Consider the following 12621-nt stretch of genomic DNA (forward strand, 5'->3'; position numbering starts at 1 on the left):
AAAGCTCTCCCGCATTGCGGGAGAGCTTTCCTGCCTTACTTCCCGATACAAAAACTCGAGAAAATCCGTCCCAGCAGATCGTCTGAGGTAAACTCGCCGGTGATCTCGCTTAACGCCTGCTGTGCCAGACGCAGCTCTTCCGCCAGTAGTTCGCCGGCCCATGCGCCCAGCAGCTGTGCTTTGCCCTGTTGCAGATGCTCTGCGGCCGTTTCCAGCGCCTGCAGATGGCGACGACGGGCGAGGAAGCCACCTTCCATACGGGTATCAAAGCCCATACTCTGCTTAAGATGGTTGCGCAGCGCGTCCACGCCGTCGGTGGTGCGTGCGGAGAGGCGAACCAGTGAGTGACCATTCATCTCGCTGAGACCCAGCGTCTCGCCGGTGATATCCGCTTTGTTACGCACCACGGTAATCGGCAGTTTGGCCGGTAGACGGGCGACAAAGTCGGGCCAGATGCTGGCCGGATCGACGGCGTCGGTGGTGGTGCCGTCAACCATAAACAGGACGCGGTCGGCCTGCTCAATCTCCTGCCAGGCACGCTCGATCCCGATACGTTCAACTTCATCGCTGGCGTCGCGCAGCCCGGCGGTATCGATAATATGCAGCGGCATACCGTCGATATGGATATGCTCGCGCAGCACGTCGCGGGTAGTCCCGGCAATATCGGTCACAATAGCCGCTTCACGGCCCGCCAGGGCGTTCAGCAGGCTGGATTTACCGGCGTTAGGACGTCCGGCAATCACCACCTTCATCCCTTCACGCAGCAGGCTGCCCTGGCGCGCTTCGGCCCGGACGGCGTCGAGATCGCCGATCGTCGTATTCAGCAGGGCTTCGATTTTGCCATCGGAGAGGAAATCGATCTCTTCATCCGGGAAATCGATGGCCGCTTCAACGTAGATACGCAGGTGAGTAAGTGCTTCCACCAGATGATTAACGCGGGCAGAGAATGCGCCCTGGAGCGAGTTCAGCGCCGAGCGTGCGGCCTGCTCTGAACTGGCGTCAATCAGGTCGGCGATCGCTTCCGCCTGGGCCAGGTCCAGCTTATCGTTCAGAAACGCCCGCTCGGAGAACTCGCCGGGACGGGCGATACGCACGCCGGGCAGGGTAAGAATACGTTTTAACAGCAGGTCGAGGATTACCGGACCGCCGTGGCCCTGCAGCTCCAGCACGTCTTCGCCGGTAAAGGAGTTCGGGCCCGGGAACCAGAGCGCAATCCCCTGATCCAGCGCCGAGCCGTCCGTATCGTTAAACGGCAGGTAATCGGCGTAGCGCGGCTTTGGCAGCTTGCCCAGTACCGCCTGAGCGACGTCGCGTGCGCCGAGGCCGGAGATACGCAGAATGCCGACGCCACCGCGTCCCGGTGGGGTGGCCTGGGCGACGATAGTGTCGTTATGGCTCATGGTTTTTCTCGTTTAATACCAATAAAAAAAGGCGGTCATCTGACCGCCTTTATTCTAGCTACTGCTTAACGTAATCAGGAGCTTTTCTTTTCGCGGCTATGCAGGCCACGTTTCTCCAGACCACGATAAATCAGCTGCTGCTGAAGGATCGTCACCAGGTTGCTGACGATATAGTACAGCACCAGGCCTGACGGGAACCACAGGAAGAAGACGGTGAAGATGACCGGCATAAAGGTCATGATCTTCTGCTGCATCGGGTCGGTCACGGTGGTCGGCGACATCTTCTGAATGAAGAACATCGTTACGCCCATCAGGATCGGCAGGATGTAGTACGGGTCCTGTGCGGACAGGTCATGGATCCACAGTGCGAACGGCGCATGACGCAGTTCAACGGAGCCCATCAGCATGTAGTACAGCGCAAGGAAGATTGGCATCTGGATCAGCAGCGGGAAGCAGCCGCCCAGTGGGTTCACTTTCTCAGCTTTGTACAGCGCCATCATCTCCTGGCTCTGACGCTGTTTGTCATCGCCCAGACGCTCACGCATAGCCTGAATCTTCGGCTGCAGCATGCGCATCTTCGCCATCGAGGTGTACTGCGCCTTGGTCAGCGGGTACATGATACCGCGCACGATAAAGGTGATCACGATGATGGAGAAGCCCCAGTTGCCCAGGAAGCTGTGGATGAACTTCAGCAGTTTGAACAGCGGCTGAGAGATAAACCACAGCCAGCCGTAGTCAACGGTCAGATCCAGGTGCGGCGCAACGGCGGCCATCTTGTCCTGAATTTCCGGCCCGACCCACAGCGTGCTGTTCAGCGCGGTAGTCTGGCCCGGCTGTACCACAACCGGCTGCGATTTGTAGCCGATGGCTGCAATGTCGTTGCCAATTTTAGTGGTGAAGAAGTTATTGCTGCCGTCGTTGTTCGGAACCCATGCGGTGGCGAAGTACTGCTGCAGCATCGCTACCCAGCCGCCGTTAGAATTCACGTTCAGCTGTTCGTTTTCGGCGATGGTGTCGAATTTGTACTTCTCGTACTTCGTATCCGCCGTCGAGAACGCCGCACCGCGGAAGGTATGCAGCGCAAAGTTGCTGCTACCGGTATCGAGGTGGGCTGGCAGTTTGATGGATTGCTTCAGCTGACCAAAGGTGGAGATCTCCAGCGGTTTTTCACCGGCGTTCTGCACGTTATAGCCCACGTTCACCGCATATTCACCGCGTTTCAGGGTGAAGGTTTTGGTGAAGGTGTTGCCTTTTTCGTCAGTCCAGGTCATCGGGATCGCCAGCTCTTTCTGACCATCGGCCAGTACGAACGTGTCGCTATCGACGTTGTACAGCGGACGCTCACCGTTAGCCGGGTTATCCGGACCGTCGCGACCGGTCAGACCGCTCTGCGCCTGGTAGATAAACTGCGATGAGGTTTCCAGTAACTGGAACGGCTCGTTTGAACCGAGCTCTTTCGGGTAGCCCAACAGGCGAGCCTGCTCAACATCACCGCCACGGGTGTTGATGGTCAGTTCGAGCACGTCGGTTTTAACCGTAATCAGTTTCCCCTGGCCACTGGCCGGCACGCCCTGGTCTGCGGCGCTACCCGCTGCGGTGGTCGTAGTCTGCGTGGTCTGCTGCTGAGGCTGAGGATTTTTATCCTGCTCCCAGGCTTGCCAGATCATGAAAGACACGAACAACAAAGCGATGATAAGAAGATTGCGTTGCGAATCCATCGTTAGTGTTCTCTGGTTTTAGAAGGTCCTGGCGGGACGGGGTCGTCTCCACCCGGGTGTAAAGGGTGGCATTTTAATACGCGTTTCACCGTCAACCAACTGCCTTTTATCATTCCGAACCTGCGCAATGCCTCAATTCCATAGCTTGAACAGGTCGGCGTGAAACGACAGTGTGGCCCGAGCAGCGGACTGATCAGGCGTTGATAGACCCTGATAAGGGCTATCAGGACCCGCGAGCCTGGCGACAGTGGCGGCGCCATAATTTTTCCAACGTTTCCGTAAGAGCACGGTTATCGAGGTCAGCAACCCCCTTCTTCGCCACCACCACGAAATCCATTGACGGCAGTTCGTGTTGACGCAAGCGGAAGCTTTCGCGCGTCAGGCGTTTAATCCTGTTGCGTTCATGCGCACGTTTGACGTTTTTCTTGGCGACGGTAAGACCGATGCGGGGATGCCCCAGCGAATTCTGGCGGCCGAGGATGGTGATTTGCGGCGTGCCAGCACGTTGTGGCTGCTGGAAGACGAATGTGAAATGACTGGGAGTTAACAAACGTAACTCCCTGGGAAATGCTAGCTTAACCACCGAGGGTTAGCTTTCTTACTTGGAAACGGTCAGACGAGCGCGGCCTTTAGCACGACGACGTGCCAGAACCTGACGACCATTTTTAGTAGCCATACGAGCACGGAAGCCGTGAGAACGGTTGCGCTTCAGTACAGACGGTTGAAAAGTGCGTTTCATGGCGATTTCTACCTAAACTTGAATAAATTCACTGACTTTTGCGTATGTCCGATCGCCGAACGACCAGCTAACGCCGAAGTAATGGGTAATTAAAGAGGCCGGATTGTAATAATTGTACACTCCAGAGTCAATTCTCTTTACCGCATTGCGCATACTTTTCCACGCATCTTTGCGCAAAAAATCTGCGTTTTCGACGCCCGGAATCGAGCATTACGCACCGGGTGGAGAATTATACGGCCTCATCAGTAAAGCGCAAGGATCGTTCGGGATCTTCCTGAGATCGTTTAAGCATGATTTTGTCCCTGCTCATTAAATTTTCAATATGTGTTCTGAATCGTGCCGCGCCCTCGCCAGGATCGATTACACTTAGCCGGTTGCGATCCTTGCCTGTGGATAACCAGGCAAGAAACTGTGAGAAACAGAAGATCTCTGCCTCACTTTAGGCTATGATCCGCGGTCCCGATCGCGATCCGTGGTTAACGATCGGACAAAAACCGCAGATAGCGGTTCGCGCATCGCCCTTTTGGGTCTTGTCGGTGTGCGTCAAAAATCATTAATGTTTCCGCCTTACCTTTTATCGACTTTTGTTCGAGTGGAGTCCGCCGTGTCACTTTCGCTTTGGCAGCAGTGTCTTGCCCGATTGCAGGATGAGTTACCAGCCACAGAATTCAGTATGTGGATACGCCCTTTGCAGGCGGAACTGAGCGATAGCACGCTGGCTCTGTATGCGCCAAACCGCTTTGTCCTCGACTGGGTAAGAGATAAGTATTTAAATAATATCAATGGACTGCTGAATGAGTTCTGCGGTGCAGATGCCCCACAGCTGCGTTTTGAGGTGGGGACTAAGCCAGCGGTACAGACCCTGAGAGAACCTGCAAGCGTTGCGGCGCAGGCGGCTCAGGCCCAGGTTGCTCGTGTGGCCCAGCCAGCGCGTTCGAGCTGGGACAACGTCCCGGCTGCGGCGGAACCGGTCTACCGTCCTAACGTTAACTTCAAGAATTCGTTCGATAACTTCGTTGAAGGTAAATCCAACCAGCTGGCCCGTGCGGCGGCACGCCAGGTGGCGGATAACCCCGGCGGCGCCTATAACCCACTCTTCCTTTATGGTGGTACGGGTCTGGGTAAAACCCACCTGCTGCATGCGGTGGGCAACGGCATTATTGCGCGCAAGCCCAATGCTAAAGTGGTGTATATGCACTCCGAGCGCTTTGTTCAGGATATGGTCAAAGCCCTGCAAAACAACGCGATCGAAGAGTTTAAACGCTACTACCGTTCCGTTGACGCGCTGCTGATCGATGACATTCAGTTCTTTGCTAATAAAGAGCGTTCTCAGGAAGAGTTCTTCCACACCTTCAACGCCCTTCTTGAAGGCAATCAGCAGATCATTTTGACCTCGGATCGTTACCCGAAAGAGATCAACGGGGTTGAGGATCGTCTGAAATCCCGCTTTGGCTGGGGCCTGACGGTGGCGATCGAGCCGCCTGAACTGGAAACCCGCGTGGCGATCCTGATGAAAAAGGCCGACGAAAACGACATTCGTCTGCCGGGCGAAGTGGCGTTCTTTATTGCCAAGCGTCTGCGGTCTAACGTTCGTGAGCTGGAAGGCGCGCTGAACCGCGTTATCGCCAACGCCAACTTTACCGGCCGCGCTATCACCATCGACTTTGTGCGTGAAGCCCTGCGCGATCTGCTGGCGCTGCAGGAAAAACTGGTCACCATCGACAATATTCAGAAGACGGTGGCGGAGTACTATAAAATTAAGGTGGCGGATCTGCTCTCCAAACGGCGTTCCCGTTCGGTTGCGCGTCCGCGCCAGATGGCCATGGCACTGGCCAAGGAACTGACCAACCATAGCCTGCCGGAAATCGGCGATGCGTTTGGTGGCCGCGACCATACAACCGTGCTGCACGCCTGCCGTAAGATTGAGCAGTTGCGTGAAGAAAGCCACGATATTAAAGAAGATTTCTCTAACTTAATCAGAACATTATCCTCGTGACGCTATGAAATTTACCGTTGAACGTGAACTCTTATTAAAACCGCTTCAGCAGGTCAGTGGCCCGCTGGGGGGACGTCCTACGCTGCCGATCCTGGGTAACCTGCTGCTGCAGGTCGCGGACGGTACGCTTTCCCTGACCGGTACCGATCTGGAAATGGAAATGGTCGCACGTGTGGCGCTGACTCAGCCCCACGAGCCGGGTGCCACCACCGTTCCGGCGCGTAAATTCTTCGATATCTGCCGTGGTCTGCCGGAAGGCGCGGAGATCTCGCTGCAGCTGGAAGGCGAACGTATGCTGGTGCGTTCAGGACGCAGCCGCTTCTCGCTCTCTACCCTGCCCGCCGTGGACTTCCCGAATCTCGATGACTGGCAGAGCGAGGTCGAATTCACCCTGCCGCAGGCCACGATGAAGCGTCTGATTGAGGCGACTCAGTTCTCAATGGCCCATCAGGACGTGCGCTACTACCTGAACGGGATGCTGTTTGAAACCGAAGGCGAAGAGCTGCGCACCGTGGCGACCGACGGCCACCGCCTGGCGGTTTGCTCGATGCCCATTGGTCAGGAGCTGCCTAACCATTCGGTGATCGTACCGCGTAAAGGCGTGATTGAGCTGATGCGTATGCTCGACGGCGGCGATACTCCGCTGCGCGTGCAGATCGGCAGCAACAATATCCGTGCGCACGTCGGCGACTTTATCTTTACCTCCAAGCTGGTTGACGGTCGTTTCCCGGATTATCGTCGCGTATTGCCGAAGAATCCGGATAAAACCCTCGAAGCCGGCTGCGATCTGCTGAAGCAAGCTTTTGCCCGTGCGGCCATTCTCTCCAATGAGAAATTCCGCGGCGTGCGCCTGTTTGTGCATGAGAACCAGATCAAAATCACCGCCAATAACCCGGAGCAGGAAGAAGCGGAAGAGATCCTCGATGTCACCTACGGCGGCACCGAGATGGAAATCGGCTTCAACGTGAGCTACGTGCTGGATGTGCTTAATGCGCTGAAGTGCGAGAACGTGCGTATTCTGCTGACCGACTCTGTGTCGAGCGTACAGATTGAAGATGCGGCCTCTCAAAGTGCTGCGTATGTCGTTATGCCTATGAGACTGTAATGTCGCTCACCCGCCTGTTGATCCGCGACTTTCGCAATATCGAAAGCGCGGATCTTGCTTTATCTCCCGGTTTTAATTTCCTTGTCGGTGCCAACGGCAGCGGCAAAACCAGCGTGCTTGAAGCGCTCTATACCCTCGGCCACGGCCGGGCGTTTCGCAGCCTGCAGATTGGCAGGGTGATCCGCCACGAGCAGGAATCCTTTGTGCTGCACGGCCGACTGCAGGGCTCCGATCGCGAGATTTCCATTGGCCTGACCAAAGATAAGCAGGGTGACAGCACCGTGCGTATCGACGGTAGCGACGGGCACAAAGTGGCCGAGCTGGCGCTGCTGATGCCGATGCAGCTGATCACCCCGGAAGGTTTTACCCTGCTGAACGGCGGGCCGAAATACCGTCGGGCCTTTATCGACTGGGGCTGCTTTCATAACGAAGCCGGTTTCTTTACCGCCTGGAGCAATCTGCGACGCCTGCTGAAGCAGCGTAACGCCGCCCTGCGCCAGGTCAGCCGCTATGCCCAGCTGCGTCCCTGGGATATGGAGCTTATCCCGCTGGCGGAGCAGATCAGCCGCTGGCGCGCCGAGTACAGCGCGGCTATCGCCGATGATATGGCGGACACCTGCAAACAGTTTTTACCCGAATTCAGTCTCAGCTTTGGCTTTCAGCGCGGCTGGGAAAAAGAGACCGACTACGCCGAAGTGCTGGAACGCAGCTTCGAGCGCGATCGGATGCTGACCTACACCGCTCACGGCCCGCACAAGGCGGATTTTCGCATTCGTGCCGACGGTGCGCCGGTGGAGGATACGCTGTCGCGTGGTCAGCTGAAGCTGCTGATGTGCGCGCTGCGTCTGGCGCAGGGCGAGTTTTTAACCCGCGAAAGCGGGCGGCGTTGCCTGTACCTGATAGATGATTTTGCCTCAGAGCTTGATGATACGCGTCGCGGGCTGCTTGCCAGCCGCTTAAAAGCCACGCAGTCGCAGGTTTTTGTTAGCGCCATCAGCGCTGAACACGTTCTGGACATGTCGGACAAAAATTCGAAGATGTTCAGCGTGGAAAAGGGTAAAATAACGGATTAACCCAAGAAAAAATGAGCGAGAAACGTTGATGTCGAATTCTTATGACTCCTCCAGTATCAAAGTCCTCAAAGGGCTGGATGCGGTGCGTAAGCGCCCGGGTATGTATATCGGCGATACGGATGACGGCACCGGTCTGCACCACATGGTATTTGAGGTGGTCGATAACGCTATCGACGAAGCGCTCGCAGGGCACTGTAAAGACATTATTGTCACCATCCATGCCGATAACTCGGTCTCCGTACAGGATGATGGCCGTGGGATCCCGACCGGTATTCACCCGGAAGAGGGCGTTTCCGCAGCCGAAGTGATCATGACCGTTCTGCACGCGGGCGGTAAATTCGACGATAACTCCTATAAAGTTTCCGGCGGTCTGCACGGCGTGGGCGTTTCCGTCGTTAACGCTCTGTCGCAGAAGCTGGAGCTGGTGATTAACCGCGAAGGCAAAACGCATCGTCAGATTTATCAGCACGGCGAGCCGCAGGCACCGCTGGCGGTAACCGGTGACACGGAAAAAACCGGGACCACCGTGCGTTTCTGGCCGAGCCTGGAAACCTTCAGCAACGTTACCGAGTTTGAATACGACATCCTGGCGAAGCGTCTGCGCGAGCTGTCCTTCCTTAACTCCGGCGTCTCTATTCGCCTGAACGATAAGCGCGACGGCAAGCAGGACCACTTCCACTACGAAGGCGGCATCAAGGCGTTTGTTGAGTACCTCAACAAAAACAAAACGCCGATCCACCCGAATGTCTTCTACTTCTCCACCGAAAAAGACGGTATCGGCGTGGAAGTGGCGCTGCAGTGGAACGACGGTTTCCAGGAAAACATCTACTGCTTTACCAACAACATTCCGCAGCGCGACGGCGGTACGCACCTTGTCGGCTTCCGTACGGCGATGACCCGTACCCTGAACGCCTATATGGACAAAGAAGGCTACAGCAAAAAAGCCAAGGTTAGCGCCACCGGCGACGACGCCCGTGAAGGCCTGATTGCCGTTGTCTCCGTGAAGGTACCGGATCCGAAGTTCTCCTCGCAGACCAAAGACAAACTGGTTTCCTCCGAGGTGAAAACGGCGGTAGAGCAGCAGATGAACGAGCTGCTGGCCGAATACCTGCTGGAAAACCCGTCCGACGCGAAAATCGTGGTCGGCAAAATTATCGATGCGGCACGTGCGCGTGAAGCTGCGCGTAAAGCCCGTGAAATGACCCGCCGTAAAGGTGCGCTGGACCTGGCAGGCCTGCCGGGCAAGCTAGCCGACTGTCAGGAACGTGACCCGGCGCTGTCCGAACTCTACCTGGTGGAAGGGGACTCAGCGGGCGGCTCTGCGAAGCAGGGACGTAACCGTAAGAACCAGGCGATCCTGCCACTGAAGGGTAAAATCCTTAACGTTGAGAAGGCGCGCTTCGACAAGATGCTCTCCTCTCAGGAAGTGGCGACGCTGATCACCGCGCTGGGCTGCGGCATTGGCCGCGACGAATACAACCCGGACAAGCTGCGCTATCACAGCATCATTATCATGACCGATGCGGACGTCGACGGCTCGCACATCCGTACCCTGCTGCTGACCTTCTTCTACCGTCAGATGCCGGAAATCGTTGAGCGCGGCCACGTCTATATCGCTCAGCCGCCGCTGTATAAAGTGAAAAAAGGTAAGCAGGAACAGTACATTAAAGATGACGAAGCGATGGATCAGTATCAGATCGCTATCGCTCTCGACGGTGCGACCCTGCATGCCAACGCCGCTGCGCCTGCGCTGGCCGGTGAGCCGCTGGAAAGACTGGTGTCCGAGTACAACGCCGTACAGAAGATGATCGGTCGTATGGAGCGTCGCTTCCCGAAAGCGCTGCTCAAAGAGCTGGTTTATCAGCCGACGCTGAGCGAAACCGACCTGAGCAATGAGCAGACGGTAACCCGCTGGATCAACACCCTGATCAGCGATCTGAACGAGAAAGAAGCGCACGGTAGCCTGTGGCAGCTCGACGTTCGCCAGAACGCGGAGCAGCAATTTGAACCGATCGTTCGCGTGCGTACCCACGGCGTGGATACCGACTATCCGCTCGATCACGAGTTTGTTACCGGTGGCGAATACCGCCGTCTGTGCACCCTCGGCGAGAAGCTGCGCGGCCTGATCGAAGACGATGCCTTTATCGAACGTGGCGAACGCCGTCAGCCGGTGACCAGCTTCGAGCAGGCGCTGGAATGGCTGGTGAAAGAGTCCCGTCGTGGCCTGGCTATCCAGCGCTATAAAGGTCTGGGCGAGATGAACCCGGAGCAGCTGTGGGAAACCACCATGGATCCGGAAAGCCGTCGTATGCTGCGCGTTACCGTTAAAGATGCGATTGCCGCCGACCAGCTGTTCACCACCCTCATGGGCGATGCCGTTGAACCGCGCCGCGCCTTTATCGAAGAAAACGCCCTGAAAGCGGCGAATATCGATATCTAAGTCCTTCCGTGCCTCTTTCCGCTGGAAAGAGGCACGTCTTTATTAAAAGAGGCAGTTCCCGTCTCGTTTTCCTCCCCCTTTTCCCGTCAGGCTGCTGCTGTTTTTTGAGCGGAATCGCGTTAGCATGGGAAAGCACTTACTTCTTTCGGGGACCTCATGGCTATTAAACTTATCGCAATCGATATGGACGGCACGCTGCTGCTGCCCGATCACACTATCTCTGCAGGCGTTAAAAATGCGCTTGATGCCGCGCGTGCACGAGGCGTTAACGTGGTTCTGACCACCGGCCGCCCTTACGCTGGCGTGCATCGCTACCTGAAAGAACTGCATATGGAGCAGGAAGGGGATTACTGCATCACCTATAACGGCGCGCTGGTGCAGAAAGCCAGCGACGGCAGCACCGTCGCCCAGACTGCGCTGAGCTATGACGACTACCGCTATCTGGAAAAACTCTCCCGCGACGTGGGTTCGCACTTCCACGCGCTCGATCGCAATACGCTCTATACCGCCAACCGCGATATCAGCTACTACACCGTGCATGAGGCCTATGTTGCCACCATCCCGCTGGTGTTCTGCGAAGCAGAGAACATGGACCCGAATACCCAGTTCCTGAAAGTGATGATGATCGACGAGCCGGAGATCCTCGATAAAGCCATCGCTCGTATCCCGCAGGAAGTGAAAGAGAAGTACACCGTGCTGAAAAGTGCGCCTTACTTCCTCGAAATGCTGGATAAACGCGTCAATAAAGGTACCGGCGTCAAATCTCTGGCCGACGTGCTGGGCATCAAGCCGGAAGAGATTATGGCGATTGGCGATCAGGAAAACGACATTGCGATGATCGAATACGCCGGCGTTGGCGTGGCGATGGATAACGCCATCGGTGCGGTAAAAGACGCGGCTAACTTTGTCACCAAATCGAACCTGGAAGACGGCGTGGCTTACGCCATTGAGAAGTTCGTTCTGAATTAAACGACTCTGACAGGCAGAGGTACTAAGCCTCTGCCTGTTTGCTCTGTCCTTCCGGCGTCAGAGGGATATTCGCGATCCCGCTTTGCATAATCAGCCTGCGCAGCCACGGCGTGGTTAAGCACTTATTCTTCACGATTTTCCCCAGCAGTTTCACCCGCAGGCCCAGGGTCTTTCTGCGATATACCGCACAGGCATCTTTCGGCGCTGCACACAGAATACCGCTCAGTATCTCCGCGCTGTCCAGAGCGTAGCTAATGCCTTCCAGCGAGCTGGCGCTGATAAACCCCGCCGCTTCACCGATGAGAAACGCATTCTCTTTGCCGCAGACGAAATCGGACCAGTGTGACGGGCAGAGGACCGTGCATTTCTCGCTTTTCAGCGCCTCGCCAAAATGAAAATTCACGCTCTCCAGCCGCGTTTTTAGCGCGGCAAAATTCTCCCGGCTGTGCTTAGGTGCGAACGCCCCACCAAAGATAAAGTAGCCATCTTTACTGATGCTCCAGGCATAGCAGTCGGTGGTGGTGTTATCGAAAATGCAGGAGTAGAACGGCGCGGGGTGGCGATCTTTAAACCACTGCTGCAGCGCCACGTACTGACGGATTTCGTGGCCGGGGTAAAGCACGCGCCGTACCATTGAGTTTGCGCCATCGGCTCCCACCAGGTAGCGGCAGGTAATTTGTGTTTCCTGACCCTCGGCGCTAAAGACCAGGTGCCACAGCCCATCCTCACGCCAGATTTTTCGACACAGCGCATCGTGATGGACGGTGACGGACGGCGGGATCAGCGATTTCATCCATAAATCAAAGGCGTGGCGATCGATATTCAGATAACAGCGCTGATAGTTTCGTTCGATCGCACTTTGCACATCGACGGTCCGCACGCTAAAAATCTGTGGATCGGCCATCACCTGCACCGGAAGCGTAATACCGGCGCGAATAAAGGCGCGCTGGGCATCCGGGGCCAGCAGCCCGCCACAGGGCTTTTTAAATCCCTTGTTGCCGTCCCGCTGTTTCTTATCCAGCGCAATAACGTTCAGGCTACCCGCCAGCTGCCGTGCCAGCGCCGCGCCCGCAGGGCCGAGACCAATAATCGCCACGTCGAAATGCTGCATATCATCCTCCTGTATCAACGGAAGGAAGCGTACGCCGTGGATGTGAAGTCAGGGTGAAGTCGGCGAAGAG

The 12621-nt window shown here is 56.4% G+C and carries 11 protein-coding genes; 5 read left to right on the plus strand and 6 right to left on the minus strand.

The genetic code is table 11. The annotated features are described in order from the left end of the window. Window positions 1-35 precede the first annotated feature (35 nt). From mnmE to rpmH, 5 genes are all read right to left on the minus strand, one after another. The gene (mnmE, locus tag EDF81_RS18280; protein ID WP_123349598.1) at window positions 36-1400 is read right to left on the minus strand and encodes a tRNA uridine-5-carboxymethylaminomethyl(34) synthesis GTPase MnmE; all 1365 of its coding nucleotides are present in this window, start codon (window positions 1398-1400) and stop codon (window positions 36-38) included. A gap of 74 nt (window positions 1401-1474) precedes the next feature. Continuing rightward, window positions 1475-3118: a membrane protein insertase YidC gene (yidC, locus tag EDF81_RS18285; RefSeq protein WP_123349599.1), complete on the minus strand. Its 1644-nt coding sequence runs from the start codon at window positions 3116-3118 to the stop codon at window positions 1475-1477. 2 nt (window positions 3119-3120) lie between these two features. Next, window positions 3121-3378 (minus strand): membrane protein insertion efficiency factor YidD, encoded by a 258-nt coding sequence (gene yidD / locus EDF81_RS18290; RefSeq protein ID WP_123349600.1) that lies wholly within the window; start codon window positions 3376-3378, stop codon window positions 3121-3123. Then, window positions 3342-3701 carry a ribonuclease P protein component gene (gene rnpA / locus EDF81_RS18295; protein ID WP_123349601.1) on the minus strand — a complete coding sequence of 120 codons (360 nt, stop codon included), beginning with the start codon at window positions 3699-3701 and terminating at the stop codon, window positions 3342-3344. Before rnpA ends, yidD begins: the two co-directional genes overlap by 37 nt. 15 nt (window positions 3702-3716) lie before the next feature. Then, on the minus strand, window positions 3717-3857 hold the full coding sequence (rpmH, locus tag EDF81_RS18300) for a 50S ribosomal protein L34 (protein ID WP_000831330.1): 141 nt from the start codon (window positions 3855-3857) through the stop codon (window positions 3717-3719). A gap of 604 nt (window positions 3858-4461) precedes the next feature. On the opposite strand from rpmH, the gene dnaA reads away from it, so the two are divergent. From dnaA to yidA, 5 genes are all read left to right on the plus strand, one after another. Beyond that, window positions 4462-5853, plus strand: coding sequence for a chromosomal replication initiator protein DnaA (dnaA, locus tag EDF81_RS18305; protein ID WP_123349602.1), 1392 nt, complete (start codon window positions 4462-4464; stop codon window positions 5851-5853). Between the two features lie 4 nt (window positions 5854-5857). Continuing rightward, window positions 5858-6958, plus strand: a complete 1101-nt coding sequence (dnaN, locus tag EDF81_RS18310) for a DNA polymerase III subunit beta (RefSeq protein ID WP_123349603.1) — start codon at window positions 5858-5860, stop codon at window positions 6956-6958. Then, window positions 6958-8031, plus strand: coding sequence for a DNA replication/repair protein RecF (gene recF / locus EDF81_RS18315; protein ID WP_123349604.1), 1074 nt, complete (start codon window positions 6958-6960; stop codon window positions 8029-8031). The genes dnaN and recF overlap by 1 nt, the downstream gene beginning before the upstream one ends. Before the next feature lie 28 nt (window positions 8032-8059). Beyond that, a complete protein-coding gene (gene gyrB, locus EDF81_RS18320; RefSeq protein WP_123349605.1) occupies window positions 8060-10471 on the plus strand; it encodes a DNA topoisomerase (ATP-hydrolyzing) subunit B in 2412 nt (803 codons plus the stop codon). Between the two features lie 156 nt (window positions 10472-10627). Continuing rightward, on the plus strand, window positions 10628-11440 hold the full coding sequence (gene yidA / locus EDF81_RS18325) for a sugar-phosphatase (RefSeq protein WP_123349606.1): 813 nt from the start codon (window positions 10628-10630) through the stop codon (window positions 11438-11440). 22 nt (window positions 11441-11462) lie between these two features. Here the strand turns inward: yidA and EDF81_RS18330 are convergent, their stop codons facing one another. Beyond that, window positions 11463-12551, minus strand: a complete 1089-nt coding sequence (locus EDF81_RS18330; RefSeq protein WP_123349607.1) for an FAD-binding protein — start codon at window positions 12549-12551, stop codon at window positions 11463-11465. Between the last annotated feature and the right edge of the window lie 70 nt (window positions 12552-12621).

It is taken from the genome of Enterobacter sp. BIGb0383, from assembly GCF_003751845.1.
Lineage (GTDB): Bacteria > Pseudomonadota > Gammaproteobacteria > Enterobacterales > Enterobacteriaceae > BIGb0383.